27 protein-coding genes and 1 other RNA gene are annotated in these 26773 nt (G+C 65.5%); 19 read left to right on the top strand and 9 right to left on the bottom strand.

Going from position 1 to position 26773, the window contains the following annotated elements; translation table 11 throughout:
- Positions 1–49: 49 nt before the first annotated feature.
- The 6 genes from hda (at position 50) to ACZ2IA_RS09540 (ending at position 3960) form a co-directional block, all read left to right on the top strand.
- Positions 50–724 carry a DnaA regulatory inactivator Hda gene (gene hda, locus ACZ2IA_RS09515; RefSeq protein WP_470292337.1) on the top strand — a complete coding sequence of 225 codons (675 nt, stop codon included), beginning with the start codon at positions 50–52 and terminating at the stop codon, positions 722–724.
- Positions 721–1395 (top strand): histidinol-phosphatase, encoded by a 675-nt coding sequence (locus ACZ2IA_RS09520; protein ID WP_470292338.1) that lies wholly within the window; start codon positions 721–723, stop codon positions 1393–1395. Before hda ends, ACZ2IA_RS09520 begins: the two co-directional genes overlap by 4 nt.
- Before the next feature lie 71 nt (positions 1396–1466).
- Positions 1467–2339 carry an ATP-binding protein gene (locus ACZ2IA_RS09525; RefSeq protein WP_470292339.1) on the top strand — a complete coding sequence of 291 codons (873 nt, stop codon included), beginning with the start codon at positions 1467–1469 and terminating at the stop codon, positions 2337–2339.
- 61 nt (positions 2340–2400) lie between these two features.
- A non-coding RNA gene (locus ACZ2IA_RS09530) (sX9 sRNA) lies at positions 2401–2475 on the top strand.
- Between the two features lie 115 nt (positions 2476–2590).
- A complete protein-coding gene (locus ACZ2IA_RS09535) occupies positions 2591–3523 on the top strand; it encodes a Nudix family hydrolase (protein ID WP_470292340.1) in 933 nt (310 codons plus the stop codon).
- Entirely contained in the window at positions 3520–3960 is a 441-nt protein-coding gene (locus ACZ2IA_RS09540) for a hypothetical protein (RefSeq protein WP_470292341.1), read from the top strand. Before ACZ2IA_RS09535 ends, ACZ2IA_RS09540 begins: the two co-directional genes overlap by 4 nt.
- 63 nt (positions 3961–4023) lie before the next feature.
- Here the strand turns inward: ACZ2IA_RS09540 and ACZ2IA_RS09545 are convergent, their stop codons facing one another.
- The 3 genes from ACZ2IA_RS09545 to ACZ2IA_RS09555 all read right to left on the bottom strand — a co-directional run bounded on the left by ACZ2IA_RS09545 (position 4024) and on the right by ACZ2IA_RS09555 (position 5777).
- A complete protein-coding gene (locus tag ACZ2IA_RS09545) occupies positions 4024–4236 on the bottom strand; it encodes a hypothetical protein (protein ID WP_470292342.1) in 213 nt (70 codons plus the stop codon).
- A 114-nt stretch (positions 4237–4350) separates the two neighbouring features.
- Positions 4351–5229: a 4-hydroxybenzoate octaprenyltransferase gene (gene ubiA, locus ACZ2IA_RS09550; RefSeq protein WP_470292343.1), complete on the bottom strand. Its 879-nt coding sequence runs from the start codon at positions 5227–5229 to the stop codon at positions 4351–4353.
- Positions 5226–5777: a chorismate--pyruvate lyase family protein gene (locus tag ACZ2IA_RS09555; protein WP_470292344.1), complete on the bottom strand. Its 552-nt coding sequence runs from the start codon at positions 5775–5777 to the stop codon at positions 5226–5228. Before ACZ2IA_RS09555 ends, ubiA begins: the two co-directional genes overlap by 4 nt.
- Before the next feature lie 205 nt (positions 5778–5982).
- On the opposite strand from ACZ2IA_RS09555, the gene ACZ2IA_RS09560 reads away from it, so the two are divergent.
- From ACZ2IA_RS09560 to ACZ2IA_RS09590, 7 genes are all read left to right on the top strand, one after another.
- Positions 5983–6339, top strand: coding sequence for a CidA/LrgA family protein (locus ACZ2IA_RS09560; protein WP_470292463.1), 357 nt, complete (start codon positions 5983–5985; stop codon positions 6337–6339).
- A complete protein-coding gene (locus ACZ2IA_RS09565) occupies positions 6336–7037 on the top strand; it encodes an LrgB family protein (protein ID WP_470292345.1) in 702 nt (233 codons plus the stop codon). The genes ACZ2IA_RS09560 and ACZ2IA_RS09565 overlap by 4 nt, the downstream gene beginning before the upstream one ends.
- A 115-nt stretch (positions 7038–7152) precedes the next feature.
- A complete protein-coding gene (locus ACZ2IA_RS09570) occupies positions 7153–7611 on the top strand; it encodes a SixA phosphatase family protein (protein WP_470292346.1) in 459 nt (152 codons plus the stop codon).
- A 608-nt stretch (positions 7612–8219) separates the two neighbouring features.
- Entirely contained in the window at positions 8220–9071 is an 852-nt protein-coding gene (locus ACZ2IA_RS09575; protein WP_470292347.1) for a hypothetical protein, read from the top strand.
- A gap of 134 nt (positions 9072–9205) precedes the next feature.
- Positions 9206–10564: a nucleobase:cation symporter-2 family protein gene (locus tag ACZ2IA_RS09580; RefSeq protein WP_470292348.1), complete on the top strand. Its 1359-nt coding sequence runs from the start codon at positions 9206–9208 to the stop codon at positions 10562–10564.
- A 155-nt stretch (positions 10565–10719) separates the two neighbouring features.
- Complete coding sequence (locus ACZ2IA_RS09585; RefSeq protein WP_470292349.1) at positions 10720–11649, top strand: LysR family transcriptional regulator; 930 nt, start codon at positions 10720–10722, stop codon at positions 11647–11649.
- A gap of 13 nt (positions 11650–11662) precedes the next feature.
- On the top strand, positions 11663–11854 hold the full coding sequence (locus ACZ2IA_RS09590; RefSeq protein ID WP_470292350.1) for a hypothetical protein: 192 nt from the start codon (positions 11663–11665) through the stop codon (positions 11852–11854).
- Positions 11855–12021: 167 nt separating this feature from the next.
- On the opposite strand, the gene ACZ2IA_RS09595 is transcribed toward ACZ2IA_RS09590, so the two are convergent.
- On the bottom strand, positions 12022–12900 hold the full coding sequence (locus ACZ2IA_RS09595) for a LysR substrate-binding domain-containing protein (protein WP_470292351.1): 879 nt from the start codon (positions 12898–12900) through the stop codon (positions 12022–12024).
- Positions 12901–13074: 174 nt separating this feature from the next.
- Here ACZ2IA_RS09595 and ACZ2IA_RS09600 point away from each other — a divergent pair, with 174 nt between their 5' ends.
- Genes ACZ2IA_RS09600 through ACZ2IA_RS09610 form a run of 3 tightly spaced genes read left to right on the top strand, consistent with a single transcriptional unit; the run spans position 13075 to position 15067 of the window.
- On the top strand, positions 13075–14625 hold the full coding sequence (locus ACZ2IA_RS09600) for an MFS transporter (protein WP_470292352.1): 1551 nt from the start codon (positions 13075–13077) through the stop codon (positions 14623–14625).
- A gap of 11 nt (positions 14626–14636) precedes the next feature.
- Positions 14637–14873, top strand: a complete 237-nt coding sequence (locus tag ACZ2IA_RS09605; RefSeq protein WP_470292353.1) for a LysR family transcriptional regulator — start codon at positions 14637–14639, stop codon at positions 14871–14873.
- Positions 14870–15067, top strand: coding sequence for an NAD(P)-binding domain-containing protein (locus ACZ2IA_RS09610; protein ID WP_470292354.1), 198 nt, complete (start codon positions 14870–14872; stop codon positions 15065–15067). The genes ACZ2IA_RS09605 and ACZ2IA_RS09610 overlap by 4 nt, the downstream gene beginning before the upstream one ends.
- Positions 15068–15154: 87 nt before the next feature.
- On the opposite strand, the gene metE is transcribed toward ACZ2IA_RS09610, so the two are convergent.
- Positions 15155–17440: a 5-methyltetrahydropteroyltriglutamate--homocysteine S-methyltransferase gene (gene metE, locus ACZ2IA_RS09615; protein ID WP_470292355.1), complete on the bottom strand. Its 2286-nt coding sequence runs from the start codon at positions 17438–17440 to the stop codon at positions 15155–15157.
- A 100-nt stretch (positions 17441–17540) separates the two neighbouring features.
- On the opposite strand from metE, the gene ACZ2IA_RS09620 reads away from it, so the two are divergent.
- A complete protein-coding gene (locus ACZ2IA_RS09620; protein ID WP_470292356.1) occupies positions 17541–18470 on the top strand; it encodes a LysR family transcriptional regulator in 930 nt (309 codons plus the stop codon).
- A gap of 85 nt (positions 18471–18555) precedes the next feature.
- On the opposite strand, the gene ntrC is transcribed toward ACZ2IA_RS09620, so the two are convergent.
- The 3 genes from ntrC to ACZ2IA_RS09635 all read right to left on the bottom strand — a co-directional run bounded on the left by ntrC (position 18556) and on the right by ACZ2IA_RS09635 (position 21673).
- Positions 18556–19974 (bottom strand): nitrogen regulation protein NR(I), encoded by a 1419-nt coding sequence (gene ntrC / locus ACZ2IA_RS09625; protein WP_470292357.1) that lies wholly within the window; start codon positions 19972–19974, stop codon positions 18556–18558.
- Positions 19971–21038, bottom strand: coding sequence for a nitrogen regulation protein NR(II) (gene glnL / locus ACZ2IA_RS09630; protein ID WP_470292358.1), 1068 nt, complete (start codon positions 21036–21038; stop codon positions 19971–19973). The genes ntrC and glnL overlap by 4 nt, the downstream gene beginning before the upstream one ends.
- Before the next feature lie 170 nt (positions 21039–21208).
- The gene (locus ACZ2IA_RS09635; protein ID WP_470292359.1) at positions 21209–21673 is read right to left on the bottom strand and encodes a DUF4124 domain-containing protein; all 465 of its coding nucleotides are present in this window, start codon (positions 21671–21673) and stop codon (positions 21209–21211) included.
- 443 nt (positions 21674–22116) lie between these two features.
- Between ACZ2IA_RS09635 and ACZ2IA_RS09640 the strand changes: the two genes are divergently transcribed.
- Both ACZ2IA_RS09640 and ACZ2IA_RS09645 read left to right on the top strand, forming a co-directional pair.
- Positions 22117–23703 (top strand): AbgT family transporter, encoded by a 1587-nt coding sequence (locus ACZ2IA_RS09640; protein ID WP_470292360.1) that lies wholly within the window; start codon positions 22117–22119, stop codon positions 23701–23703.
- A 156-nt stretch (positions 23704–23859) separates the two neighbouring features.
- On the top strand, positions 23860–25089 hold the full coding sequence (locus tag ACZ2IA_RS09645) for a winged helix-turn-helix domain-containing protein (protein WP_470292361.1): 1230 nt from the start codon (positions 23860–23862) through the stop codon (positions 25087–25089).
- Between the two features lie 141 nt (positions 25090–25230).
- Here ACZ2IA_RS09645 and glnA read toward each other — a convergent pair whose 3' ends face one another.
- A complete protein-coding gene (gene glnA, locus ACZ2IA_RS09650; RefSeq protein WP_470292362.1) occupies positions 25231–26649 on the bottom strand; it encodes a glutamate--ammonia ligase in 1419 nt (472 codons plus the stop codon).
- Positions 26650–26773 lie beyond the last annotated feature (124 nt).

Here is a 26773-nt window from a genome sequence, read left to right on the forward strand (position 1 = left end):
CACGTAAACTTGGGGGTCCGATTTCAACCGCTCTTGATGACCGCCCGCCTTGGATCAGCTCGTCCTCGACCTTACGCCCGAGCCCGTCTCCGCGTTCGACACCTTCATCGCCGACCGCAACCGCGAAGTGATCGCGGCGCTCACCGGCGAGGAGGCCGAGCGCTTCGTCTACCTGTGGGGCGAGGCGGGCAGCGGCAAGACCCACCTGTTGAAGGCGTGGATCGCCCATGCGGAGTCGCTCGGCCGCGCGTCGATCTATCTGGACGGCCAGACCGAGACCTTGCCCGACTTCGCCCGCGAGGCGAGCTTCATCGCCGTCGACCATGTCGACGCGCTCGACCCGGACAGCCAGATCACCCTGTTCTCGATCTACAACTCGCTGAAGGAGTCGGGCGATGGCCACCTGTTGATGGCCGGCCGCCAGCCGCCGATGCTGGCGCCGGTGCGCGACGACCTGCGCACCCGCCTCGGCTGGGGGCTGGTGTTCGAGGTGAAGGGCCTGTCCGACGAGGACAAGCTCGCCGCGCTCTCGCGTCACGCCGCGCTGCGCCAGCTGGCGATCCCCGAAGACGTCTACCGTTACCTGCTCAATCACTGGCGGCGCGACCTGGCGAGCCTGACGCGGATGATCGACATGCTCGACCGCTACTCGCTGGCGATGCGCCGGCCGATCACCGTGCCGCTGGTGAAAAACATTCTGCAAACCACCGATAGCGAACCATGAACCTAGCCCTGTTCGACCTCGACCACACCCTGATTGCCGGCGACTCCGACGTCGAGTGGCCGAAATTCCTGATCAAGCGCGGCCTGATCGACGAGGCGTTCTACGCCCGCCGCAACGACCACTTCTACGAGCAGTACAAGGCCGGCACGCTCGACATCTACGAATTCCTCGACTTCCAGCTGGAACCCTTGACCCGCTTCTCGCGCGCCGAGCTCGACTCGCTGCACGCCGAGTACATGCAGGAACACATCCTGCCGATCATCCCCGAGAAGGCGCGCGCCATCGTCGCCGCGCACCAGGCCGCCGGCGACACGGTGATGATCATCACCGCGACCAACCGCTTCATCACCGGCCCGATCGCCCGCGAACTGGGCGTCGAGCTGTTGATTGCGGTCGAGCTCGAGGAGCACGACGATGGCCGCTTCACCGGCAAGCCGGCCGGGGTGCCGAGCTTCAAGGAAGGCAAGATCACCCGGCTCGAGCAATGGCTGGCCGAGCAGGACAAGACGCTCGCCGACTACGCGCAGAGCTTCTTCTACAGCGACTCGCGCAACGACATCCCGCTCTTGTCGCGGGTCACTCACCCGGTGGCGGTCGACCCGGACGACACGCTGCGCACGCACGCCGAGGCGAACGGCTGGCCGGTGATCTCGCTGCGCGACGAGGCGTGAGCTCGCGACAATAAAGGTTGGCCGAACGGCCGGTTTGGCCAACCCCGATTTATCTGATCAAGGGGAAACCGATGGACCGTTTGGACGCCTTTCTCGGCCGCGCCGAAGCCCTGCTCGCGCGGCTCGAACCGCTATTGCCGCCGGCCCGGCCGGAGCCGGACTGGAACGCGGTCGCGTTCCGCTGGCGCCGGGCCGGTCTCGCCGGCTGGCTCGAGGCGGTGCACGAGCCGCACAGCTTCCCGCTGTCGGCGCTGACGCATATCGACCGGCAGATCGACGCGGTGGTGCGCAACACCCGCCAGTTCGTCGAGGGCCGGCCGGCCAACAACGTGCTGCTGACCGGCGCGCGCGGCACCGGCAAGTCATCGCTGGTGAAGGCGCTATTGACCGAGTTCGCCGCCCAGGGCTTGCGCGTGATCGAGGTCGACAAGGCGCAGCTGACCGACCTGCACGACATCATCGAGCTGATCGCCTCCCGCCAGGAGCGCTTCGTCATCTTCTGCGACGACCTGTCGTTCGAAGAGGGCGACGACGCCTACAAGGCGCTGAAGACCGCGCTCGACGGTGGCCTGGCCCGGCGCGCCGACAATGTGCTGGTGTACGCCACCTCGAACCGCCGCCACCTGATGCCGGAGAAGATGGCCGACAACCTGGCGCACCAGAAGGGCGACAGCGGCGAGATCCACCCGGGCGAAACGGTCGAGGAGAAGGTATCGCTGTCCGACCGCTTCGGCCTGTGGCTGACCTTCTACCCGTTCGACCAGGACGCCTACCTCGCCGCCTGCGAGAGCTGGCTCGGCTACTACGCGCTGACGCTCGACGAGGTGGCGCGCCGCGCCGCGCTGCAGTGGTCGCTGACCCGCGGCAGCCGCTCCGGCCGGGTCGCCTGGCAGTTTGCCAGCGACTGGGCGGGTAGGAGCGCCCAGGAGCGCCAGGCCGACTGAGAAGTGGCTTCAACGTTGCTGCGCGGACGTGATCTCGGGTTGGGCAGTGCTCGGAATCCTCATGTACTCCAGTACATTCCGGTTCCTGCGCGCTGTCCGCCCCGAGCTGACGCCCGCTCGCGACACGTTGAGAACCACTTCTGAACGGCTGCTTGGCCGAACCCTTTACCCGCCGCGGCAGTCGCTACGGTGGGCCGATTTTGATCGCTCAGGGCCGTTCGGCCCTGAGCGTTTTGAACAGATAGGTAGTGATGAGCAAGATTGTCGAAGTGGTGGCCGGCGCGCTGATCGGCGCGGACGGCCGCTTCCTGCTCGGCAGCCGGCCGGCGGGCAAGCCGTACGCCGGTTACTGGGAATTCCCCGGCGGCAAGGTCGAGCCGGGCGAGACGCCGTACGCGGCGCTCACGCGCGAGCTGCACGAGGAAATGGGCATCACCGTACGCCATGCCACGCCGTGGATGACCAAGCATTTCGTCTACGAACACGCCACGGTGTTCCTGCGCTTCTTCCGGGTCTGGGCCTGGGATGGCGAGCTCCATGCCCGCGAGGGCCAGGCCTTCGCCTGGCAGACGCCGGGGGTGCTGTCGGTCGAGCCGATGCTGCCGGCCAATGGCCCGGTGCTGCGCGCGCTGGCGATCCCCGAGCTGGTGTCGATCACCTGCACGCACGAGATCGGCGCGGACTCGGTGCTGAACGCGCTGTCGGCGAGCACCACGGCGCGCTGGGTGATCGTGCGCGAGCCGGGGCTGGACCGCGAACAGCTGGCGGCGTTCGTCGAGCAGGTGGCGGCACGGGTGCATCCGAAGGGTGGCAAGGTGATCGTCAACGCCGACCCGGCCTGGCTCGCCGGCCTGCCGGTCGACGGCGTGCAGCTGTCGGCGGCGCGCCTGGCCGACACCCGTGAGCGCCCGGCGTTCGACTGGGTCGGCGCCTCGGTGCACTCGGCGGCCGAACTCGACCGCGCCGCCGAACTCGGCTGCGACTACGCGCTGCTCGGTCACGTCAAGGCGACGCCGACCCATCCGGACCGGGCGCCGCTCGGCTGGGACGGCTTCGAGTGCCGGCTCGCGCAGGGCACGCCGATCCCGGTGCTGGCGCTCGGCGGCCTCGGCGTCGACGACCTGCTCGACGCGCGCGCGCACGGTGCGCACGGCGTGGCGCTGATGCGCGGGGCGTGGCGATGAGTCCGAAGCAGCGGAAGTGGCTGGCGATCGGCGCGCTGCTGCTGGTACTCGGCGCGGTGAAGTTCTGGCTGATCGGCCACTACCTGCTCGGCAAGCCGGCGCCGACCGCCGAGCTGCCGCAGACGCTGGCGTGCCGCACGCTGACTGCCGGCTGTGCGCTGCCGGGGGGCGGCACGGTGCGCTTTGCCACGCCGCCGAACTACCGCAAGCCGTTCGAGCTGCAGCTGTCCGGGGTGACAGCCCGGCAGGCGCCGAGCGTCGAATTCAGCATGGTCGAGATGGACATGGGCTTCAATCGCTACCAGCTGGTGGCGGACGGGCAGGGCGGCTGGCATGCCCGGGTGACCTTGCCGGTGTGCGCCAGCGGCGGGCACGACTGGCTGGCGACGCTGCGGATCGACGGCAAGCGCTACAGCGTGCCGCTGCAGGTGAGCTAAGCGCTGCGGCCAACAAAAAACGGGCACCCGAGGGTGCCCGTTTTCATTGCTTCGACGCGCGAATTACTTGGCGGCGGAAGCGGCCGGCTTCTTCATGGCTTTCTTTTCGCCCTTGGCGGCCGAAGCGGCGTGCTTCTTGTGAGCGGCTTTCTTGTGGGCTTTCTTTGCTTCGTGCTTTTCAGCAGCCGGCTTGGAAGCCTCGGCAGCAACCGGGGTAGCAGCGAAAGCGGCCGAAGCGAACACACCAGCGACCAGAGCAGCGATCAGTTTTTTCATGATTTTTACCTATTTGAGTTGTTGATTGACGGTTTTTCGGAACGAGTCCGTTAGCGCCAGCCAGCGCCGTTTTACGGCATTGACCGGCAAAACAGCATAAAAAATTATGACTGCTTAATGAGCGTTCAGACCGTATTCAGTCAAAATGCCGACGAAAATTACCATCCCTACCCGGTTGTTGCCAAGAAAAGCTTTAAAACATGCCATCCGATCGCGATTTTTTATGACGAAATACTGGTTCGCCATCATCGCCGCGGCCACCGCCAAACCCAGCCAGTAGTAGGGCCCCAGTCCGAGCGACTGGCCGACCGTGGCCATGATCGCGGTGAACACCGCGAAGCAGGCCATCACCGCCGCCACATCGTAGTCGCCGAAGGTGATCGCCGAGGTCTTGATACCGATCTTCAGGTCGTCCGGCTTGTCGCAGATCGCATATTCGGTGTCATAACCGAGCGTCCAGAAAATATTGCCCAGCAGCATCCACCAGGCGATTGCCGGTACACTGCCCGATTGCGCCGCGAACGCCATCGGGATGCCGAAGCCGAACGCCACGCCCAGGTAGGCCTGCGGCAGCGCCAGGAAGCGCTTGGTGAACGGGTAGCTCATCGCCAGGAACAGCGCCGGCAGGCTCATCAGCCAGGTCAGCCGATTGAGCGGCAGGATCAGCAGGAAGGACAGCAGCGAGAGCGCCGCGGTCAGCAGCAGTGCCTCCTTCTTGCTGACCGCGCCGCGCGCGAACGGCCGCTGGCGGGTGCGCTCGACGTGACCGTCGAAGTCGCGGTCGGCGTAGTCGTTGATCACGCAGCCGGCCGAGCGCATCAACAAGGTGCCGAGCGAGAAGATCAGCACCAGCGACCAGTCGGGGCGGCCGTGGCCGGCGATCCACAGTGCCCACAGCGTGGGCCAGAGCAGCAGCAGCGTGCCGATTGGCTTGTCGATACGCATCAGCTGGCTGTAGACGGTGAGGCGGTCTTTCAGGATGGCGGTGGTCATGGCAGGTAGCGGTCGAGAGCGGGAAGGAAGATTTCGCAGACGATCAGCGCCGCGCCGTCCTGCACGAAGCGCGAACGGCGCGCCGGGTAGCGTTCGGCCGACGTGGCGTCGTGGCTTCGGGCCAGCGCATAGAGCGGGTGCGTCGCGGTCAGTGTGGCGTAGCTGAGCGGTTCGCGGATCAGTCCGTCGTTCAGCTCGCCGAACAGCGTGAAGCCGAGCGAGCGGCTGCCGCGCTCCAGCACCGGCGTCCACACCGGGTCTTGCCACGGGGTGACGCTGCGCGCCACCACCACCGGCTGGCCGGCGAGCGTCAGCGCCACATGGCGCGCCAGCACGGCGGCGTCGGGGTCGACGCCGAGTAGCGCGGCCTCGTCGGCACCGACCGCGTCGCGGCCCTGGCCGAGCACCTCGACCGCGAACGGGGCACCGAGGGCGATCAGCCGCTCGGTCAGCGAGCCGGCGCCGGTCAGGATGGGCTCCAGCCGGTCGGCAACCGCCGGCGCCTCGGCGCGCCACAGCGCGCCGGATGAAACGGTAGGCGAAGTCATGGCGCGCATTATGCCAAAGCTGCCTGGTGCTGTCCCGGCCGGCGGCGCGGTGGTTTTAGCGCTGCCAACAAAATCCCCTTGGCGTTGTTGTGCTGCTTTGCCGTATTGCATGTACTGTCTGCGGCAGCACGCCTAGCCAAGGTCGCGTTGCTAAATTTTGTTAGCAGCGCTTATCCAAATTCTGTTTGCAAGAGAAAGTGTTGTGATGCTGGAAATCCTGCTTTGGCTGATCGGCTATCAGCTGGTCGGCGAGGCGCTGGTCGAGTGGCTGGCGCTGCCGGTGCCCGGCCCGGTGCTGGGCATGTTGCTGCTGTTCTTGACCTTGTGCGCGAAGCGCGGCGTGCCGGCGGGGCTCGGTGACGGGGTCGCCCGCTTGCTCAAGCACATGTCGCTGTTTTTCGTGCCGGTCGGCGTCGGCATCCTGGTCTACTGGCCACTGCTCGAGCCGTATCTGCTGTCCTTGTCGCTGGTGCTGGTGGCGTCGACGCTGATCACGCTAGTCGGCTCGGCGGCACTGCTCGGCTGGCTGTTGAAGCGTCACCCGCACCGGGAGGACGCATGAACGTTGCCGGCCTGTTTTCCTCGCCGCTGACCGGGCTGTTCCTGACGCTCGGCGCGTACAAGCTGGCGCTGATGATCAACCGGCGCTGCCGCTGCCACCCACTGACCAACCCGCTGTTGCTGTCGGTGCTGATGCTGGTGGCGGTGCTGTTGGCGTTCAGGATCGACTACCAGCAGTACCGCGACGGCGCGCAGATCATCCACCTGATGCTCGGCCCGGTGACGGTGGCGCTGGCGATCCCGCTCTACCAGCAGTTCACCCGACTGAAACGCGCGGCCAAACCGCTGTTGATCACCTTGCTTGCCGGCAGCCTGCTCGGCATCGTCAGTGCGGCGGGCCTCGGTGCGTTGTTCGGTCTGCCCGAGTCGGTGGTGTTATCGCTGGCGACGCGCTCGATCACCACGCCGATCGCGATGGGCGTGGCGCAGAGCATCGGCGGCGTGCCGGAACTCGCCGCCGCGTTCGTGATCGTGTCGGGCATCTTGGGCGCGGTGGTGTTGAAGCCGCTGCTGTACCGGTTCGGCTTCAAGCAGGACATGGTGCTCGGCCTCGCCACCGGCATTGCCGCGCACGGCATCGGCACCGCCCGGGCGATGGCAATGTCGGAAACCGCCGGTGCGTTCGCGGGCCTGGCGATGGGGCTGAACGGGTTGATCTCGGCGGTGCTGATCCCGCTGTTGGCGGCCTGGTGGCGCTGACACGTGGCCGACACGCAAGGCCGCTATGCTTGAAATAACCGCCGTCGCCACGAGGTGACGGGGTCGAACAACAACAGGCGCCCCGACGGGCGCCGCAGCAACAGCAGGAGGGGTGATGGACTTGATCTTGTGGCGCCACGCCGAGGCCGAAGACGGCCCGGACGATCTGGCGCGCGAACTGACCCGGCGCGGCCAGCAGCAGGCGAGCCGGATGGCCGCCTGGCTGCGGCCGCGCCTGCCGAGCGACTACACCCTGCTGGTGTCCGAGGCACGTCGCTCGCAGCAGACCGCGGCGTTTCTCGCCAAGGGCGCCGAAGTGCTGCCCGCGCTCAACCCAGGGGCCAGCGCCGAGGAGATCCTCGCGGCCCTGGGCTGGCCTCACCTTGACGGCACGCTGATACTGGTCGGCCACCAGCCGTGGATTGGCCAGATCGCGGCGCAGCTGCTGGCCGGCGGGCCGCAGTTCTGGAGCGTGAAGAAGGGGGCGGTGTGGTGGCTGCAGTATCGCGAACGCAGCGAGTTCGAGCAGGTGCGGCTGCAGGTGATGATGACGCCGTCGATGCTCGATGCTTGAAGCGGTTCGGTTGAGCCTGCTTGGCCGAAGGGCATGATGGAACGGACGCGATGTGCGTCCGTTTTGTTTTGGTGGTTTTGTTGGGTGGCTTCGGTCGTGACCGGCAAGGCCCAGTCCGCACGCGCGCTTTCCGCCTCATAAGGTAATCGCCCACCCCGCAATCGGATTGCGGCGAAGCTGACCAAAGGCATGCCGCACTCGGCCCGACCCTGTCGGGCCGTTTTCTTTTCGGCGGGGCGTGGCAAGCAAGCCACGCTTGATGCCGGTTTCTTCCCAAAACGATATCGCACGCGGGCGCGAGGGCGGGTCGTGGCGGTGATGATTATGCGGTTTTTACAATAATCTCGATGACTTTAACGTCGACCAAAAGCCGTGCAAAACGCAGAGCAATGCAGGAGCAGAAGGATAAAAGTCTTTGAAATTGCTGGTTTTTTGGCATCCACGATGCGGAAATGGCTTCCGATGTTTCGCTGAGGCACTGCTGGATGTGGGTGATTATAAAAAAACGCAATAATGCCTATTAGCTCGCATTTTCAAGCTCCTTGTTAGTATCGGTCGCACAAAAGAGTGGGACACCCACCGGCTACTACAACAAAGGAGAAACTGGAATGACGCATCCCCTGAAGCCGACTCTCGGCTGCCTCGTCGCCGGCGCGCTGCTGCTGGCCGGTACCGCCCAGGCCGCCACCTGGAGCGACACCTTCGTCGGCTACCGCTACGGCACCGACTTCCACGAGCCGAACAACCCGAACGATGTCTCCAAGAACATCTTCCAGCTCGGCCACGCCAGCAGCTACGCCTACGGCAGCAACTTCTTCAACGCCGACGCGCTGTTGTCGGACAGCAAGGATCCGGCCAACAATGGCGGTGGCGGCGCGATGGAAATCTACCTCGCCTACCGCACCCAGCTGCACCTGTCGAAGGTGAGCGGTCGCGACGTCTCGTTCGGCCCGGTCAAGGACCTGGCGCTCACCGGTGGCGTCGACCTGAACACCAAGGACACCACGATGGCGCCGCGCAAGCAGATGTTCGTGGTCGGCCCGACGCTGAAATTCGCCGTGCCAAACAACGGCTTCGCCGACTTTAGCGTGTGGTATCGCACCGAGAAGAACCACAACGGCCTCCCGACCGCGAAGCAACACGACGTGCGCTTCGACGACACCTACCAGCTGAACCTGTCCTGGAAAGTTCCGTTCCAGGTCGGCCCGGCGCCGCTGAAGTTCCAGGGTTTCGTCGACTACATCGGCCCGAAGGGCAAGGACGGCTTCGGCAACGACACCAAGCAGGAAACGCTGATGCGCACCTCGCTGATGGCCGACGTCGGCCAGCTGGTGGCCGGCAAGAAGGATACCTTCTACGCGGGGGTCGGCTACGAATACTGGCACAACAAGTTCGGCAACAAGCCAGGCCTCGGCACCAAGACCAACGCGCCGACCTTGAACCTGGAATGGCATCTCTGACGCGAACGCGTTTAGGCTCCGTCGAAAGGCATTTCGGCGGAGAAAGGACAACTCGCCCCGCCTGAGCCGGTGCCCGCCCCTGGCAGGCGCCCGGCAGGGCGAGTCAGATTGCAGGACAGCATGAGGAGAATCTCGTGAGTACCCAAAGCAATGCCATGAATTCCGTCCATCCGGTCGACCAGAAGCTCCCGTGGATCACGATGATCCCGGTGGCGCTGCAGCATGTGATGGTGATGTACGCCGGCGCGATCGCCGTGCCCTTGATCGTCGGCGGCGCGCTGAAGCTGCCGCCCGAACAGATCGCTTACCTGTTGAACGCCGACCTGTTCACCGCCGGCATCGTGACGCTGATCCAGTGCCTCGGTTTCTGGAAGTTCGGCATCCGCATGCCGGTGATCATGGGCGTGACCTTCGCCGCCGTCGGTCCGATGGTGGCGATGGCCAACGCGGGCTTGGGTTTGACGCACATCTTCGGCGCGGTGATCGCTTCGGGCGTCTTTACCGTGCTGGTCGCGCCGCTGTTCGGGCGCTTGATCAGGTTCTTCCCACCGGTGGTGACCGGCACGATCATCGCAGTAATCGGCATCACGCTGTTCAAGGTCGGCATCGGCTGGGCCGGCGGCGGCGTGAAGGCGGCCGACTTCGGCGCGGCGCACCATATCGGCATGGCCGCCTTCGTGCTGGCCTTGATCCTGCTGATCAGCAGGTTCGGTCGCGGCTTCGTCGCCAACGTGTCGGTGCTGCTGGGCCTGGTCGCCGGCTACGTCGTGGCGGCGGCATTCGGTCTGGTGAACTTCGCCCCTGTGCACAAGGCCGCGTGGTTCAGCGCGATCGTACCGTTTAATTTCGGCCTGCCGCAGTTCGACATCGGCTCGATCGTCTCGCTGTCGCTGGTGATGATCGTGGTGCTGGTCGAATCGACCGGCATGTTCCTCGCGCTCGGCGAGCTGTGCCAGCGCAAGGTGGACTCCGACGCGCTGATCCGCGGTCTGCGCACCGACGGCCTCGGCACGCTGATCGGCGGGATCTTCAACACCTTCCCGCACACCTCGTTCTCGCAGAACATCGGCCTAGTCGGCATGACCGGCGTGAAGAGCCGCTGGGCGGTGGCGTGTTCGGGCGTGATCCTGGTGCTGTTCGGGCTGTTCCCGAAGATGGGCGCGATCATCGCGTCGATCCCGCCGGCGGTGCTCGGAGGCGCGGGCCTGTGCATGTTCGGCATGGTCGCCGCGACCGGCATCAAGATCCTGCAGCGCGTGAACTTCGAGAACCGTGCCAACCTGCTGATCGTCGCGGTCAGCCTGGGTCTCGGCACCATCCCGATGGTGTCGCCGGAATTCTTCCACAGCCTGCCGTCCTGGACCGGCACGCTCACCCACAGCGGCATCACGCTGGCGGCGGTGTCAGCGGTGCTGTTGAACGCCTTCTTCAACCGCGCGCAGGCCGGGGAAGAGATCGAGCAAGAATTGATGCACAGCGCCCACGCCGAATAACGATTCTCACACCTCCTCCTGATAGGTACCTCCGGCCCCAAGCCGGAGGTTTTTTTTGCCGCTCGTCCGCCGAGCGCAGTAAGCCGGATGCGGATCAGGGACTAGGGGGTTACCATCGCTGACTGGCGCGTGTCTGCCGCCGAGCGAGGACGTGTATGTCTGGCAAGAAAACCTGGGAAGCACTCGACGTCCAGCACCTCAGGGTGCTGTACACGCTGCTCACCGAACGCAACGTGTCGCGCGCCGCGCGACGCCTGAACCTGTCGCAGCCGGCGGTCAGCATCGCGCTGAAGCGGCTGCGCGAGATCTTCGGCGATCCTCTGCTGGTACGCAGCCGCAACGGCATGACGCCGACCGAGATCGGCGAATCGCTGTGCCAGCCGGTGAAAAGCGCGCTCAACCAGCTCGAGAGCATCGTCGCGCACAACAGCGCCTTCGAGCCGCAGCAGACCTCGCGCACCTTCAACGTCGCGACGCCCGACTACCTGAGCCCCGAGCTGTTGCGCGACTTCATGGTCAACGTGCGCCAGAAGGCGCCCGACGCGCAGCTGGTGCTGCATTCGCTCGGCTACCGCTACGACTACGACCAGGGCCTGGAGAACGGCGAGCTCGACCTCGTCGTCGGCAACTGGTCGGAGCCGCCCGGCCACCTGAGGATGGCGCCGCTGTTGGACGACGAGATCGTCTGCATGATGCGGTCCGACCACCCGATGGCCAAGGACAGCCTGACTCTCGACGAGTACCTCGCGCTCGACCACCTGGCACCGACGCCATACGCGGTCGGCCAGCGCGGCGTGATCGACACCTTCCTTAAGAAGGAGAAGCTCAAGCGCAACGTCGTCGCGCGCGTGCCGTATTTCCAGCTCGCGCCATACCTGGTCGCAGAGAGCGACATGGTGTTCACCAGCTCGCGGCTGTTCGGCGAGCACTACGCGCGCTTCTTGCCCTTGAGGCTGGTGTCGGTGCCTATCCAGTTCCCGCGCATGCACTACTACCTGCTCTGGCACGACCGCACCCACTACTCCGGCGACTGTCGCTGGCTGCGCGACCAGTTCCTGCTCGCCGCGCGAGGGCGCTTTCTGTAATGGCTTTATCGCCGTGCTGCTGCCGGCTTACCTGCTCGCGCTCGGTTTCGGCGGACTGGAAGTAGGTTTGGTCAGCAGTACGACGCTGATCGGCTCGGCACTGGCGACCATCGCGGTCGGCCTGCTCGGCAATCGCTATCCCCAGCGGCGCCTGCTGGTCTTTGCGGCCGGTCTGCTCCCGCTGCCCGTACGCGATGCTCGATGATGGGATGGGGTTCAGCCTGGTGCAGTGGGAACTGGTGATTGAGTAGCGGCTGGGGCAGCAGGTCGCCGCGATGGTGCGCGGAAGCAGAGTGTTGTGGGAGATTAGGCGCCAACGCTGACCATAAATCTGATGAAGACAGTGCTTGCAACGGCAAGAAAAAGGTGCATTTAGCATTCCGTCCCGGCGTGCCTGGAGACACGATGTTCCCGATAGGTCGCAGCAAGTGTTCGCAATGCCTCACGGGAGCGCCTGTCCGACAAGGTCGAATGCAGCATGATCCTCGATGACGGCAACTCAGGAAGCCCGAATCGCTCGCTGACTTCGATAGTGTCGGCTGGCGCAAGACGGCAGGAGAAGGCGGCAACAGCCAGACCGGCCGAAACGGCAGCCATGACGGCGGCGTGGCCGCCGCCAACAAAGACCTCGGTCCATTCAATGCCAGCGCCGCCCAGGGCGCGCGTGGCGATGTCGCGCACGCCGCAGCATGGTGCCAGGGCGGCCAGCCGTAGCGGCTCACCCGGCCGATGGTCGAAGCCAGGTGCCGCGAACCAGCCGAAGTGTTCCGGTCCAAGATCTTCGCCATCGCGGCGGTCATCTTCCTGTCGAACAATCACGGCATCCAGTTCGCCGCGGTCGAAGGCATCCAGCAGGCTGCGGGAGTTTTCAAGACGCACCTCGATGGTCAAAGCCGGATCGCGTTCGTTCAGCCGGGCCAGCAGGGTCGGGACTTCTGGCCCTGCCACATGCGCCGCGATCCCCAGCCTGAAGTGGCGGCGTTCGGAGGATAACTCAGCGACGGCGCGGTCGTGTGCGGCGAGAAAGTCGCGTGCGGCGTTGAGGAATACGGCCCCCTGCGCGGACAGGCGTACCAATCGCGGCGTCCGCTCGATCAGCTTGTAGCCCAGCCGTTGTTCCAGGCGCTTCAGCTTCACGCTGATGGCGCCTTGTGTCGTACCAAGGGCTTCCGCCGCTTTGGTGAAGCTCTGGAAGTCGGCAATGGTCACGAATGCCTGCACGGCATCCACATCCAGGATCAGCCTGCTCATCACTCATCCAAAATTGTTGTCACTGATATGTTTGATCATGTCATTGTTCAATGATTGCTTCAATCCTAACATCATTCCCCAGTGTGCCGCGCGTGCCCGCATCGCCGCGCAGCCACACGGTTCAAGGCGGCACCACGCCTGTGTCGCTCATCAAGATACTTTGGAAGGTTGCGTATGAATGCTATTGCTCAACGCCAGGGCGTTTTTGCCTTGGCTGCTGTCTGTCTATCGGCATTGATGCTGGGGCTGGAAATCTCCAGCGTGTCGTCGATCCTGCCAACCATCGAGCAGGTCATGAATGCCAGTTTCAGGCAACTTCAGTGGATCATGGCGGCTTACACCATCGCCATGACGACCATCCTGATGGCGGTCGGAACGCTGGCCGACCGCTATGGCCGCAAGCGTATTTTCACGATTGGTATCGTGGCTTTCGGCATTACGTCGCTGGTTTGCGGATTGACTGAGAACGCATCCGTCCTGATCGTCGCGCGTTTTCTTCAAGGCTTGAGCGGGGCGATGATGCTGATCTGCCAGGTCGCAATTCTCTCCACTCAATTCCGGGACGGGCGGGAGCGCGGTACGGCATTCGCCTGGTGGGGCATCGTTTTTGGTGTCGGCCTTGGCTTTGGTCCCATCATTGGCGGAGCCATCCTGGCGCTGGCAAGCTGGGAGTGGGTGTTTCTGGTCCACGTCATCTTTGCCGTCATTACGCTGTTCCTGGCCCATGCGGGAGTGCAGGAATCGCGTGATCCTCATGCCAAGAGCCTCGATATCGCAGGGGTCATCACGCTGTCGATTGCGGTGTTCTGCCTCGTGCTGTTCGTGACGCAAGGCCCCATTCTCGGCTTCAATAGTCCGGCCGCGCTCGGCATCATCGGGCTGTCGGCCGTGAGCGTCGTGGGTTTCATCATCGCGGAGAAAGTCAGCCGCCGGCCCATGATCGACTTCTCGGTGTTCAAGCTCCGCAACTTTTCAGGCGCGCTCCTGGGCTCGATGGGGCAGAACTTCAGTTTCTGGCCGTTCATCATTTATCTGCCGATCTATTTCCATGTCGGTCTTGGCTACGACAGTGTTCAGACGGGTCTTGCACTGCTGGCCTACACGCTGCCGACGCTCTTTATTCCTCCCGTGGCGGAACGCCTGTCCCTGCGTTACCAGCCTGGGATCGTGATTCCCGCCGGCTTGTCGACAATCGGCCTTGGCTTCGTTCTGATGAAGTTCGGCAGCATGTCCGCACAGCCGGGTTGGCTGATTCTTCCGGGCTGCGTTCTTGCCGGCATTGGTCTTGGTCTGACCAACACTCCCGTCACCAACACGATCACGGCCTCCGTGCCTGGTGAACGTGCCGGCATGGCTTCCGGTGCCGACATGAGCACAAGAATGACCTCGCTCGCATTCAACATCGCCTTGATGGGGTTCATCCTGGTGGAAGGGATCATGGGGTTCCTCAGAAACACCCTGGACGTGCCTGATGCCCCCGGACTGCGTTTGTTCGCGGAGAAGATCGCCGCTGGCGACGTGGTTGCGCTTGAACACAATGCAGCACTTCTGTCGCACGTGCCGAACCCTGGAGAAGCCATCAATGCCGCCTTGGTGTCGGGGTTCGGATGGGTCATGGCGTATGGCGCATGCAGTGCCTTCTTGCTCGCATTGAGTAGTTTCCTCGTCTTTTCTCCGGGGAAAGCGATGAAGTCCATTGGTTGCCCGCAACCGCCTTCCGCTTGAGGGAATGGTAAATGGAAGATGGAGTTACGCCACCTTCGTGCTGCCTTGCCGTCGTCGCAGAACTCCACTTTGCCCGCGCGGAGGAGCGGCTGCACATCGGGCAGCTGCCGCTGTCGCGCGCCATCAGGGAACTGGAAGATGAAGTGGGCGCACAGTTGTTCGTGCGTACCACGCGCAGCACCCGGTTGACCCGTACTGCAGCGAACACGGAATCAGGAAAAGCACACTCACGAAAGGAGAAAAAATGAAGATCGGAATTATTGGTGCAGGTGGCATGGCTCAGTCCGTAGGATGGTTGGCGGCAAGAGCGGGGCATCAAGTCATGATGAGTAACTCGCGAGGGCCGGAGAGCATTCTTGGTCTGCGTCAGGCGCTCGGTTGCGACGTTGGTAGCGTCGATGAAGCTGCAGCGTTCGGCGAGGTGATTTCCGGCGCGGGCTAGGCGAGTCCAAGCGATACAAGCTTATCCGCGTGAGCACAAAAACGGGGAGCCATCCTCCCCGTCGTTCTACCAATCACACCATGCCGTTCACGCCTCAACCTTCTCGGCCAGCTTCGCCCGCAGCCGCTTGGTCACCGCCATCATATTGCCGAGCGCCGCCTCCACCTCCGGCCAGCCACGCGTCTTCAGGCCGCAGTCCGGGTTGACCCACAGCCGCTCGGCTGGGATCACCGCCAGCGCCTTGGTCAAGAGCCGCTCGATCTCCTCTTCGGTCGGGATGCGCGGGCTGTGGATGTCGTAGACGCCCGGGCCGATCTCGTTCGGGTAGGCGAACTCGCCGAACGCGGTCAAGAGCTCCATGTCCGAACGCGAGGTCTCGATGGTGATCACGTCGGCGTCGAGCGCGGCAATCGCCGGCAGGATGTCGTTGAACTCCGAGTAGCACATATGGGTGTGGATCTGCGTGCTGTCGTCGACCAAGTGCGACGACAGCCGGAACGCCTCGCCGGCCCAGGCCAGATACGCGTCCCAATCGGCGCGCTTGAGCGGCAGGCCCTCGCGGATCGCCGGCTCGTCAATTTGGATCACCCTGATGCCGGCCGCCTCCAGGTCGAGCACCTCGTCGTTCAGCGCCAGCGCGATCTGGCGGGCCACCTGGTCGCGCGGCAGGTCGTCGCGCACGAAGCTCCACTGCAGCATCGTCACCGGGCCGGTCAGCATGCCCTTCACCGGACGGCGGGTCAGGCTCTGCGCGTACGCCGACCAGCGCACCGTCATCGGCGCGTCGCGGGCGACGTCGCCGAAGATGATCGGCGGCTTCACGCAGCGGCTGCCGTAGCTCTGCACCCAGCCGAGCCGGGTGAACAGGTAGCCTGCCAACTGTTCGCCGAAGTACTCGACCATGTCGTTGCGCTCCGCCTCGCCGTGCACTGGCACGTCGATGGCTAGCGCTTCCTGCCGCCGGATCACCGCGGCGATCTCGGCGCGCATCGCGGCCTCGTAGTCGCCCGGTGCCAGCTCGCCGTTCTTGAACGCGGCGCGGGCGGCGCGGATCTCGGCGGTCTGCGGGAACGAGCCGATCGTGGTGGTCGGCAACAGCGGCAGCTTCAGCCACGCCTGCTGAGCCTTGGCACGCACCGGGTAGGGCGAAGCGCGCCGGTCGGCGTCGGCCGGCAGCGCGGCGAGTCGCTGGGCGACGTCGGCGCGGTGGATGCGCGGGCTGGCGCGGCGGGTCTGTTGGGCGAAGTCGCTGCCGGCGAGCTCGTTGGCGATCGCATCGCGGCCCTGCTCGACGCCGCGCTTGAGCAATTTGAGCTCGTTGAGCTTCTGCAGCGCGAAGGCGAGCCAGCTCTTCAGCTCGACGTCGAGGCCGGTTTCCTGCGCCACGTCGAGCGGCGAGTGCAACAGCGAGCACGACGGCGCCAGCCACAGCGCGTCGCCGAAGCGTTCGGCCAACGTTGCCGCGCGGGCCAGCTGCTTGTCGAGATCGGCGCGCCAGACATTGCGGCCGTCGATCAGGCCGGCGGACAGCACCCTCCCGGCCGGCCAGTCGGCGGTGAAGGCGTCGAGCTGTTCCGGCGCACGCACCAGGTCCAGGTGTACGCCGGCCACCGGCAGCGCGTGGATCAGCGCGGCGTGCTCGGCGACGCTGCCGAAGTAGGTCGCGAGCAGCAGCTTGACCGGCTGTTCGGCCAACGTCTGATAGGCCGGCGCGAACGCGGCCAGCCAGTCGGCCGGCAGGTCGAGCGCCAGGATCGGCTCGTCGATCTGCACCCAGTCGACGCCGGCGGTGGCTAGCGCCGCCAGCAGTTCGCTGTACACCGCCACGAGCTGCGGCAGGAGGCTCAGGCACTCGAACGCCGCGCCCTTGGTCTTGCCGAGCCACAACAGGGTCAGCGGGCCGAGCAGCACCGGCTTGGCATTCAGTCCCAATGCCTGCGCCTCGCGCACCTGCGCCAACAGCCGCTCAGGCTGGGCCGAAAACGCGGTGTCAGCGTGCCATTCCGGCACCAGGTAGTGGTAGTTGGTATCGAACCACTTGGTCATTTCCAGCGCGTGGTGGTCGGCATCGCCGCGCGCCAGCGTGAAGTAGCCGGCGAGGTCCAGTGTGGCCGCGTCGAGCGCGAAGCGTTTCGGTAGCGCGCCGGCCAGGATCTGCGCGTCGAGCACGTGGTCGTACAGCACGAAGTCGCCGACCGGCACGCGGTCGATGCCGGCGGCCTTCTGGCTGAGCCAGTGGCGCTGGCGCAGTTCGCGGGCGGTGGCGAGCAGCGCGGCCTCGCTGCTCTGGCCTTTCCAGAACGCTTCGAGGGCAAATTTCAGTTCGCGCTTGGCGCCGATGCGCGGAAAGCCGAGGGTGTGCAGGGTGGTCATGGTGATCTATGGCGTCTGTCGTTATCGATGCCGCTAGACTATTCGCTGCGTCGTTTATGAGGCAAACTCATTGTATTGACGGTTGATATGAGTGATATTCATGACGAGGAGTCCGTTGGAATTGCGTCACCTGCGCTCTATCGTGGCGATCGCCGAGACCGGCAGCGTGTCGCAGGCGGCGCGCCGGGTGTTCCTGACGCAGTCGGCGCTGTCGCACCAGCTGAAGGCGCTGGAAGACGGCTACGGCGTCGCGCTGTTCGAGCGGCGCAAGGCGCAGCCGCTCAGGCTGACCCCGGCGGGCGAGCGGCTGCTCAGCCTGGCGCGCCAGGTGCTGGGCCAGGTCGACAACGCCGAGCGGGATCTGGCGCGGCTGCGCGAGGGCGAGGCGGGCGAGTTGCGCGTGGCGGTGGAGTGCCACACCTGTTTCGACTGGCTGATGCCGGCGATGGACGCGTTCCGCAGCCACTGGCCGGCGGTCGAGCTCGACATCGTGTCGGGCTTTCATGCCGACCCGGTCGGCCTGCTCTTGACCGGCCGGTCCGACCTCGCGATCGTCTCCGAGGCCGAGGAGACGCCGGGGGTGCGCTACTTCCCGCTGTTCGCGTATCAGATGGTCGCGCTGGCGGCGCGCGATCATCCGCTCGCGGCGAAGAAGAGCTGGAGTGCCGCCGACTTCGCCGACGAAACGCTGATCAGCTACCCGGTACCGGACGCGATGCTCGACCTGATGCGCAAGGTGTTGAAGCCGGCCGGCGTCAACCCGGCGCGGCGCACGTCGGAGCTGACGATCGCGATAGTGCAGCTGGTGGCGAGCCGGCGCGGCGTGGCGGCGCTGCCGTATTGGGCGGTGGTGCCGTACCTGGAGAAGGGCTACGTGGTGGCGCGGCAGATCGGCGACGGCCTCAAGAGCGAGCTGTACGCGGCGGTGCGCGACGACGACGCCGGCGCGGCGTATCTGAACGATTTCGTCGACACGGTGCGTGCGACCAGCTTCGCGACGCTGCCGGGCTTGAGCACGCTGGACGACTGAGCGGGTCGGTTCGGCAATAGAAACGGCAAGGGCGGGGCGATACACCAGTGTGGTGCGTCGCCCCGCCCTTGCGCCGTTTGGGGGGTCAGTGGCTGTCGTGCTCTTCGAGCCCCAGCTCCTGGATCTTGCGCGTCAGCGTGTTGCGCCCCCAGCCGAGCACGTGCGCGGCCTCGACCCTGCGCCCGCCGGTGTGCGCCAGGCCGGCGCGGATGCAGGTGGTCTCGAAGCGGCGGGTCAGCTCGTCGATCAGGCCGGTTTCGCCGGCGGCGAGCCGCCGTGCGACTTCGGCCGACAGGCCGGTCGCCCAGTCGCCACCGCCGGGGCCAGTCGTTGCGCCGTCGGCCGCCGGTGCCTCGCGCACCTCGGGCGGCAGGTCGATTTCCTCTACCGTCTGCCCCGGCGCCATCACCGTCAGCCACTGGCAGAGGTTTTCCAGCTCGCGCACATTGCCGGGGAAGGCATAGCCGGCGAGCCGCGCCATCGCCGCCTCGGTCAGCCGTTTCGGATCGACGCCGAGGCTCGCGGCGCTCTTGGCGAGGAAATGCCGCGCCAACAGCGGCACGTCCTCGCGCCGCTCGCGCAGCGGCGGCAGGCGCAGCCGGATCACGTTGAGGCGGTGGTACAGGTCCTCGCGGAACAGCCCCTGTTTCACCCGCTCTTCCAGGTGCTGGTGGGTGGCGGCGATCACCCGCACATTCGCCTTGATCGGCGTGTGGCCGCCGACCCGATAGAATTGACCGTCGGACAGCACCCGCAACAGCCGGGTCTGCAGCTCGGTCGGCATGTCGCCGATCTCGTCGAGGAACAGCGTGCCGCCCTCGGCCTCCTCGAAGCGGCCGCGCCGCGTCGCCAAGGCGCCGGTGAACGCGCCCTTCTCGTGGCCGAACAGCTCCGATTCGAGCAGGTCTTTCGGGATCGCCGCGGTGTTGAGCGCGATGAACGGCTTGGCGGCGCGCGCCGAGTGGCGGTGCAGTGCCTCGGCGACCCGTTCCTTGCCGGTGCCCGACTCGCCGGTGATCAGTACGGTGACGCTCGACTGGGACAGCCTACCGATCGCGCGGAACACGTCCTGCATCGCCGGCGCCTGGCCCAGCAGCGCCGGCAGCGTCTCGGCGTCGCCGCTCGCCTCGTCGACGCCGCCGTTTTCGGCCAGCGCCCGTTCGATCAGCTGCACCGCGGTGTCGATGTCGAACGGCTTGGGCAGGTACTCGAACGCGCCGCCCTGGAACGACGCCACCGCCGAGTCGAGGTCGGCGTGCGCGGTCATGATGATCACCGGCAGCGCCGGGTAGTCGGCCTTGACCGCGGCGAGAAACTTCAGCCCGTCGGTGCCGGGCATGCGGATGTCGGAGACGATCGCGCGCGGAGCGCCCAGCGGCAAGGCGGACAGCGCGTCATCGGCGCGCTCGAAGCTCTGGTAGGCGATGCCGGCGCGGCTGAGCGCCTTCTCCAGTACCCAGCGGATCGCCTTGTCGTCGTCGATGATCCAGACGGCTTGAGTCATGATGGTTTCCTCGTGGCATCGTCGTCGCGGAACGGCAGCAGGACGGTGAAGCAGGTGTGGCCCGGATGGGAGTCGAATTCGATGCTGCCGCCGTGCTGGTGCACGAAGGCCTGCGTCAGCGTCAGGCCGAGGCCGGTGCCCTCGGCGCGGCCGGTAACGAGCGGGTAGAAGATGTGTTCGCGGATCGCCTCGGGAATGCCCGGGCCGTTGTCGGTGATCGACAGGCGCAGCGCCAGCGGGTGGCGCACCCGTGCGATCGTCACCTGGCGGGCCACCCGGGTCGACAGCACGATTTCGCCGCGGCCGTCCATCGCCTGCACCGCGTTCCTCACCAGGTTCAGCACCACCTGGATCAGCTGTTCCTTGTCGGCGAGCAGCGGAGGCAGGCTGACGTCGTAGTCGCGCAGTATCGAGAGCCCGTCGCGGGTTTCGGCCAAGGCGATGCTACGCACTCGCTCGAGCACCTCGTGGATGTTCACCTCGCTGACGTGGTGGCGGCGGTGCGGCGCCAGCAGCCGGTCGACCAGGCTCTGCAGGCGCAGCGCCTCTTCCTTGATCACCTCGGTGTATTCCTTCAGCTCGGGCCGGTCGGCCAGCTCGTGCTCCAACAGCTGCGCCGCGCCGCGGATGCCGCCGAGCGGGTTCTTGATCTCGTGCGCGAGATTGCGGATCAGCTCGCGGTTGGCCTGGTGCTGCAGTAGCAGCCGCTCCTCGTTGGCGATCTTCAGCTGCTGGTCGAGCGGGCGCAGCTCCAATAGCGCCAGCTCGGTGTCGACCGGTGTGACGGTCAGCGCGATGTGCAGCGCGGCGTCGCTGTGCGCGAGCGGCAGCTCCAGGTCGTGCTCGATGAAACTGGCGTGGTGCGCCAGCGCGGTGGACAGCGCGCTGATCAGCGGCGCCGGTTCGGCGAACAGCGCGTACAGCGGGTGGCGCGCCAGTTCCTTGCGGCCGAGCGTCAGCAGGTTTTCGGACGCCGGGTTGGCGTAGACGATGGTGCCGTCGGCCTGGCAGACCAGCACCGGGGTGTCGAGCAATTCCAGACCAGCGTAAACGGAAGGCATCATGGCAGGTCGTCTGGTGGGGGTTGACCTGATACTAAGCAAGAAGCGAGCCCGGGCCAGTCCTCATTATCGGAGTGGAACTGGCTTTAGTATGCACTATTTTGGTGCATTTGCTCGGCGCGTGCCCGGTCGGGGGCGGTGCGTGCCGCAAAGCGGTGCGGGTAGGGGTAGGGTCAGCGGCTCAATTCCAGCTGCAAGGCCTGGATGTTCTTCTCGCGGTCGGTCACCGCGTCCTGCAGTTTCTGGATCCGTTCCTGGTACTTCGCGTAATTGCGCTCGTTGCCGTTGCGCACCGCCTGGCCGTCGATCAGCGCCTGGCGCGCGTCGGCCAGCGCCTTCTGCTCGTTGGCGAGCTCCTGTTCGAGGATCTGGCGACGGCCGACGTCGCGCTGCTTCTGTGTACCCGGGTCGACCTGCGCCGAGCCGCTGGTGCCGGCGCTGCTACGCGGGCGAGGAGCGGAACGCGAGGAGGCGGTCGGCGGCGAGTAACTCGGCAGCGGATTCAGGCGGATCTGCTGCGCGCCTGGCACCGGCACGTTGGTGTAGGTGACGTTGCCGTTCTGGTCGACGTACTTATAGATCGGCGCGGCGTGGGCGGACGAGGCAAGTAGAACGGCGAGGGCAAGCAGTCGTTTCATCGGGCAGGGCAATTATCGGGTCAGGGCATTCGGGTTGGCCGAACCGGCGTCGGCGGGCGGGCGGGGCGCGCCCATGATATGACAGATTCCGGACGGTCAGGTTGCCGGCGTCGCGCGGCACCGTTCTTGGTTGGCCCAGCTCGATCGCTGGGCCGGGCGAGCGGCTTGTCGAACGGCGGATCGTCCGCAATCGATACTTTCAGCATTTTATTGCTGAAATCGCGTTATCGATAAATGTGGCGAAGCTATTTATTGGTTTTCTAATATTGTCAATTTCGTTTTTGTAATCATCGCCTTGTCTGTTGTTTTTTCACGTTATAACTCGCCATTCGAGTCGAATCTGTTTGTCCGACAACGCATTTCTTGCTAATTTTTCGAACGCAAAAATTTACATTTCGTTACATAACGTACAAGTCGTTACATCCGGTCGAGAGAGGACAACCATGGCGAGTGCACCACCAACGACGCTGCCGTCGCGCAAGAACGCGATGGCCCGCTTCCTCGACACCGTGGAGTGGCTCGGCAACCTGCTGCCGCACCCGGTGACCCTGTTTGCGCTGTTCTGCCTGGCGGTGCTGGGCATATCCGCGCTCGGCGCGCACTTCGGCGTCGAAGTGCTCGACCCGCGTCCTGAGAACGCCGGCGACACCATCGCCGTGGTCAGCCTGCTGACCGGCGAGGGCCTGGCCAAGATCGTCACCCACCTGATCGGCAACTTCACCGGCTTCGCGCCGCTCGGCACCGTGCTGGTCGCCTTGCTCGGCGTCGGCGTCGCCGAGCATTCCGGCCTGCTGTCCGCCGCGATGCGCGGCCTGGTGATGAGTGCGTCGCGCCGCATGGTGACGGTGACCGTGGTGTTCGCCGGCATCGTGTCGAACACCGCGTCGGAACTCGGCTACGTGGTGCTGATCCCGCTCGCGGCGATGATCTTCCACGCGCTCGGCCGTCATCCGCTTGCCGGTCTCGCCGCCGCGTTCGCCGGCGTGTCGGGCGGCTACAGCGCCAACCTACTGCTCGGTACCGTCGACCCGCTGCTGTCCGGCATCACCGAGAGCGCGGTGCGCCTGATCGACCCGGAATACAGCGTCGGCGCCGAGGTGAACTGGTACTTCATGATGGCCAGTACCTTCCTGATCACGCTGGTCGGCGCGTTCGTGTCGGAGAAGATCGTCGAGCCGAAGCTCGGTGTCTACAACCCGGCCGGTGCGAGCGAACCGCTCAGCAGCGACGGCATGCAGAAGCTCACCGCGCTGGAAAAGCGCGGCCTGGTCGCCGCCGGCGTCGCGGTGCTGGTGTTCGCCGCCTTGCTCGCCTGGGCGGTGATCCCGGACGGCGCACCGCTCAGAAACCCTCAGACCGGGCTGATCTCCGGCTCGCCGTTCCTGAAGGGCATCGTCGCGTTCATCTTCGGCTTCTTCCTGATCCCAGGCTTCGTCTACGGCCGCGTCGTCGGCACGATGAAGAACGACCGCGACGTGATCGACGCGATGAGCAAGTCGATGAGCGGCATGGGGGGGTATCTGGTGCTGGTGTTCTTCGCCGCGCAGTTCGTCGCGTTCTTCGGCTGGAGCAACCTCGGCACCGTGTTCGCGGTGAAGGGCGCGGAGGCGCTGCAGGCGCTCGGCCTGACCGGGCCGGGGCTGTTCTTCCTGTTCATCCTGATGTGCGGGGTGATCAACCTGATGCTCGGCTCGGCGTCGGCGCAGTGGGCGGTGACCGCGCCAATCTTCGTGCCGATGCTGATGCTGCTCGGCTACGCGCCGGAGGTGATCCAGGCCGCGTACCGGATCGGCGATTCGGTGACCAACATCATCACGCCGATGATGAGCTACTTCGGCCTGATCATGGCGATGGTGTGCCGCTACCAGAAGAACGCCGGCATTGGCACGCTGATCGCGATGATGTTGCCGTACTCGGTGGCGTTCATGGTGTGCTGGAGCGCGTTCTTCTATCTGTGGGTGTTCGTGCTGGGCCTGCCGGTCGGCCCGGGTGCGGCGACCTACTATTACACTCTCGACGCCGGAGCCTGAGCGCCTAGAGCCGACCCCGTCCACGACCCCGCCCGGCCGCGCGCCCGGCGGGGTTTTTTGCGCCACGATTCGGCCAACCTTTGGCGTGGACGCACTGCATTGAAGTCGGCCGAAGCGCTCTGCTAGAGTGGGCGATCCATCCCCCGGAGTCCTGCCGTGACTGCCATCCACCTGCCGCTCGCCGCCGCCCGTACCCTGCACCTGGCCGCCCAGGGCCTGCTGCGCCCGCCGCGCCGCAAGGCGACACCGGCCGACCTGCTGGCGGCGATCCGGCGGATGGCGCTGTTGCAGATCGACACCATCCACGTGGTCGCGCGCAGCCCCTACCTGGTGCTGTTCAGCCGGCTCGGCGACTACCCGGCGCACTGGCTCGACCAGGCGCTGGCCACCGGCGAACTGTTCGAGTACTGGGCGCACGAGGCCTGCTTCGTGCCGACCGAGGACTACCGGCTGCTGCGCCACCGGATGCTCGATCCGGCGGCGATGGGCTGGAAGTACTCGGCCGAGTGGATGGCGACGCACCGGGACGAGATCGACGCGCTGCTCGGCCATATCCGCGCCAACGGCCCGGTGCGCTCGGCCGACTTCGCCCGTAAGGACGGCAAGGGCGGCGGCTGGTGGAGCTGGAAGCCGGAAAAGCGCCACCTCGAGGTGCTGTTCACCGCTGGCCGGCTGATGGTCGCCGAGCGGCGCCACTTCCAGCGCGTCTACGACCTGGCCGAACGGGTGCTGCCCGACTGGGACGACGCCGACCTGCCGACGCCGGAGGCGGTGCAGCACGAGCTGCTGCGACGCAGCGCCCGGGCGCTCGGCGTGGTGCGCGCCGACTGGGTGGCCGACTACTACCGGTTGCGCCGTGGCCGTTACGGCGTGGCACTGCACAAGATGGCCGACGCCGGCGAGCTGCTGCCAGTGCGGGTCGACGGCCTGCAGGGCGATAGCTTCGTCGCGGTGGAGCTGGCGTCGCTGCTGGCCGACGCGGCCGAGGGGCGGCTCGCGTCGAGCGTGACCAGCCTGCTGTCGCCATTCGACCCGGTGGTGTGGGACCGCAAACGCGCCGCCGAGCTGTTCGGCTTCGACTACCGGCTGGAGTGCTATACGCCGGGGCCCAAGCGTCGCTACGGCTACTTCGTGCTGCCCTTATTGAGCCGCGGCCGGCTGGTCGGCCGGCTCGACGCCAAGGCGCACCGCGCACAGGGGGTGTTCGAGGTGAAGTCACTGCATATCGAGGACGGGGTGCGGTTGACGCAACGGTTGGCGACCGACCTGCGCGCCGCGCTGGCACGCTGTGCCGCCTGGCACGGCACGCCGCAGGTAGCGATCAAGCACGCGCCGGCCGGCTGGGCCGCGGCGCTGAGTCCGGAGGCGGTCATCGAACCGGCCTGAGGGCAGGCCGAACGAAAACCCCCGTCCGGGTAGGACGGGGGTTTTTAATGGACTCAGGGTTGGCCGAACCGGTTCGGCCAACGTCGACCAATAAAAAACGGCAGCCGAAGCTGCCGTGTCACAGGGTCGAACCTGAAAATCTTACAGGCTGTAGTACATCTGGAATTCAACTGGATGGGTGGTCATGCGGATCAGGTTGACTTCTTCCATCTTCAGATCGATGTACGACTGGATCCAGTCCTTGCTGAACACGCCGCCGCGGGTCAGGAACTCGTGGTCGGCTTCCAGCGCGGCCAGGGCTTCTTCCAGGCTGGCGCACACGGTCGGGATCAGCTTGTCTTCTTCCGGCGGCAGGTCGTACAGGTTCTTGTCGGCCGCGTCGCCCGGGTGGATCTTGTTCTGGATACCGTCGAGGCCGGCCATCATCAGCGCCGAGAAACACAGGTACGGGTTGGCCAGCGGGTCCGGGAAGCGCGCCTCGATGCGGCGGCCTTTCGGGCTCGCCACGTGCGGGATGCGGATCGAGGCCGAGCGGTTCTTCGCCGAGTACGCCAGTTTCGTCGGCGCTTCGTAGTGCGGAACCAAACGCTTGTACGAGTTGGTGCCCGGGTTGGTGATCGCGTTCAGCGCCTTGGCGTGCTTGATGATGCCGCCGATGTAGTACAGCGCGGTTTCCGACAGGCCGCCGTAGCCGTCACCGGCGAACAGGTTCTGGCCGTCTTTCCAGATCGACTGGTGCACGTGCATGCCCGAGCCGTTGTCGCCGACGATCGGCTTCGGCATGAAGGTGGCGGTCTTGCCGTAGCTGTGCGCCACGTTGTGCACCACGTACTTCAGGACCTGGGTCCAGTCGGCGCGCTGGGTCAGCGTGCTGAACTTGGTGCCGATTTCGTTCTGGCCGGCGGTGGCCACTTCGTGGTGGTGCACTTCGACCGGCACGCCCAGCTCTTCCAGGATCAGCACCATCGCCGAACGCAGGTCTTGCGACGAGTCGACCGGCGGGACCGGGAAGTAGCCGCCCTTCACGCCCGGACGGTGGCCCATATTGCCGCCTTCATAGTCCTTGCCGGACGACCAGGCCGCTTCCTCGGCGTTGATCTTGACGAAGGTGCCCGACATGTCGGTGTTCCAGGTCACGCTGTCGAAGATGAAGAATTCCGGTTCCGGGCCGAAGTAGGCGGTGTCGCCGATGCCGGTGGCCTTCAGGTACGCTTCGGCGCGCTTGGCGATCGAACGCGGGTCGCGGTCGTAGCCCTTGCCGTCGGCCGGGTCGACCACGTCGCAGGACATGAACAGCGTCGGTTCGTCGAAGAACGGGTCGATGCGGGCGGTGGCCGGGTCGGCCATCAGCAGCATGTCGGACGCCTGGATGCCTTTCCAGCCGGCGATCGACGAACCGTCGAAGGCGTGGCCGCGTTCGAACCATTCTTCACCGTCTTCGACCAGGATGCGGGCCGGGATCGATACGTGCTGTTCTTTGCCCTTGGTGTCGGTGAAACGCAGATCAACGAATTTGACATCGTTGTCCTGAATCATCTTCAAAACATTCGCAACCGCCATGATGTTTTCTCCTGCGCTAGGCGCGATGAAAGTCGGAAAGCTAAATTTCTACAATCGGGGTCAAGCAGGAACCGTGCCAGCCCCAAAACCGAGGGACGAACCATTCTGGCACAGGAAAAATGCC

The organism is Crenobacter sp. CS_VA4 (assembly GCF_055597485.1).